This is a genomic window from Nocardia sp. bgisy134 (assembly GCF_965341865.1).
Lineage (GTDB): Bacteria > Actinomycetota > Actinomycetes > Mycobacteriales > Mycobacteriaceae > Nocardia.
This window is the reverse complement of sequence record NZ_CBDQZP010000050.1, coordinates 1-2541: the sequence shown is the minus strand read 5'-3', so window position 1 is coordinate 2541 and position 2541 is coordinate 1. Positions and strand designations below refer to the sequence as shown.

General features: G+C 56.4%; 1 rRNA gene. It reads left to right on the top strand.

Going from position 1 to position 2541, the window contains the following annotated elements:
• Positions 1 to 2492, top strand: a 23S ribosomal RNA gene (locus ACRWNM_RS36450); the annotation flags it as partial.
• Positions 2493 to 2541: the final 49 nt, after the last annotated feature.

Sequence of the window (2541 nt, the reverse complement as noted above, 5' to 3'; positions counted from 1 at the left end):
TGCACTGTGGGTGATGGCGTGCCTTTTGAAGAATGAGCCTGCGAGTTAGTGGCATGTGGCGAGGTTAACCCGTGTGGGGTAGCCGTAGCGAAAGCGAGTCCGAATAGGGCGTTTCCAGTCGCATGTTCTAGACCCGAAGCGGAGTGATCTACCCATGGCCAGGGTGAAGCGACGGTAAGACGTCGTGGAGGCCCGAACCCACTTAGGTTGAAAACTGAGGGGATGAGCTGTGGGTAGGGGTGAAAGGCCAATCAAACTCCGTGATAGCTGGTTCTCCCCGAAATGCATTTAGGTGCAGCGTCACGTGTTTCACGCCGGAGGTAGAGCTACTGGATGGCCTAGGGGGCCCACAAGCTTACCGAAGTCAGCCAAACTCCGAATGCCGGTGTGTGAGAGCGTGGCAGTGAGACTGCGGGGGATAAGCTTCGTAGTCGAGAGGGAAACAGCCCAGATCGCCGGCTAAGGCCCCTAAGCGTGTACTAAGTGGAAAAGGATGTGGGGTCGCGAAGACAACCAGGAGGTTGGCTTAGAAGCAGCCACCCTTGAAAGAGTGCGTAATAGCTCACTGGTCAAGTGATCCTGCGCCGACAATGTAGCGGGGCTCAAGTACACCGCCGAAGCCGCGGCAGTCGCACAATACATCCGCATCGAACTACGGTTCGGTGTGCAGTGGTGTGGCTGGGTAGGGGAGCGTCCTGTAGCCAGGGAAGCAGCAGTGTGAACTAGTTGTGGAGGCTATGGGAGTGAGAATGCAGGCATGAGTAGCGAAAGACGAGTGAGAAACTCGTCCGCCGAATGACCAAGGGTTCCTGGGCCAGGTTAATCCGCCCAGGGTGAGTCGGGACCTAAGGCGAGGCCGACAGGCGTAGTCGATGGACAACGGGTTGATATTCCCGTACCCGTGTATCCGCGCCCAATGGCGAGGCAGTTGTGCTAACCATCCAAATCCCAATGGACCACCTTCGGGTGGCTGGAGGGGGCTGCATGGGACCCTGGCTGTAGTAGTCAAGCGATGGGGTGACGCAGGAAGGTAGCTGGGCCAGTCAGTGGTTGTACTGGTGTAAGCCTGTAGGGCGTTGTGTAGGCAAATCCGCACAACATGTGCCTGAGAGGTGATGCGTAGCCGATTGAGGCGAATTCAGTGATCCTATGCTGCCGAGAAAAGCCTCTAGTGAGTTGGTACACGGCCCGTACCCCAAACCGACACAGGTGGTCAGGTAGAGAATACTGAGGCGATCGAGAGAACTGTGGTTAAGGAACTCGGCAAAATGCCCCCGTAACTTCGGGAGAAGGGGGACCAACGCTGGTGAACGGACTTTGCTCCGGGAGCTGGTGGTGGTCGCAGAGACCAGAGAGAAGCGACTGTTTACTAAAAACACAGGTCCGTGCGAAGTCGTAAGACGATGTATACGGACTGACGCCTGCCCGGTGCCGGAAGGTTAAGAGGACCGGTTAGCGCTTCGGCGCGAAGCTGAGAATTTAAGCCCCGGTAAACGGCGGTGGTAACTATAACCATCCTAAGGTAGCGAAATTCCTTGTCGGGTAAGTTCCGACCTGCACGAATGGCGTAACGACTTCTCTGCTGTCTCAACCACAGACTCGGCGAAATTGCATTACGAGTAAAGATGCTCGTTACGCGCGGCAGGACGAAAAGACCCCGGGACCTTCACTATAGCTTGGTATTGGTGTTCGGTACGGTTTGTGTAGGATAGGTGGGAGACTGTGAAACATGCACGCCAGTGTGTGTGGAGTCGTCGTTGAAATACCACTCTGATCGTATTGGACCTCTAACCTCGGACCATGATCTGGTTCAGGGACAGTGCCTGGTGGGTAGTTTAACTGGGGCGGTTGCCTCCCAAAATGTAACGGAGGCGCCCAAAGGTTCCCTCAGCCTGGTTGGCAATCAGGTGTCGAGTGCAAGTGCACAAGGGAGCTTGACTGTGAGAGCGACAGCTCGAGCAGGGACGAAAGTCGGGACTAGTGATCCGGCACCGGCAAGTGGAAGCGGTGTCGCTCAACGGATAAAAGGTACCCCGGGGATAACAGGCTGATCTTCCCCAAGAGTCCATATCGACGGGATGGTTTGGCACCTCGATGTCGGCTCGTCGCATCCTGGGGCTGGAGTAGGTCCCAAGGGTTGGGCTGTTCGCCCATTAAAGCGGCACGCGAGCTGGGTTTAGAACGTCGTGAGACAGTTCGGTCTCTATCCGCCGCGCGCGTCAGAAACTTGAGGAAGGCTGTCCCTAGTACGAGAGGACCGGGACGGACGAACCTCTGGTGTGCCAGTTGTCCTGCCAAGGGCACTGCTGGTTAGCTACGTTCGGAAGGGATAACCGCTGAAAGCATCTAAGCGGGAAGCCTGTTCCAAGATGAGGTTTCTCACCCCCTCGAGGGGGTAAGGCCCCCCACAGACCATGGGGTTGATAGGCCAGAACTGGAAGCACGGTAACGTGTGGAGGTGACTGGTACTAATCGGCCGAGGACTTACCAACGAAGAAGCTACGCGTCCACTGTGCGGTATCTGAAACAACACACAGACAC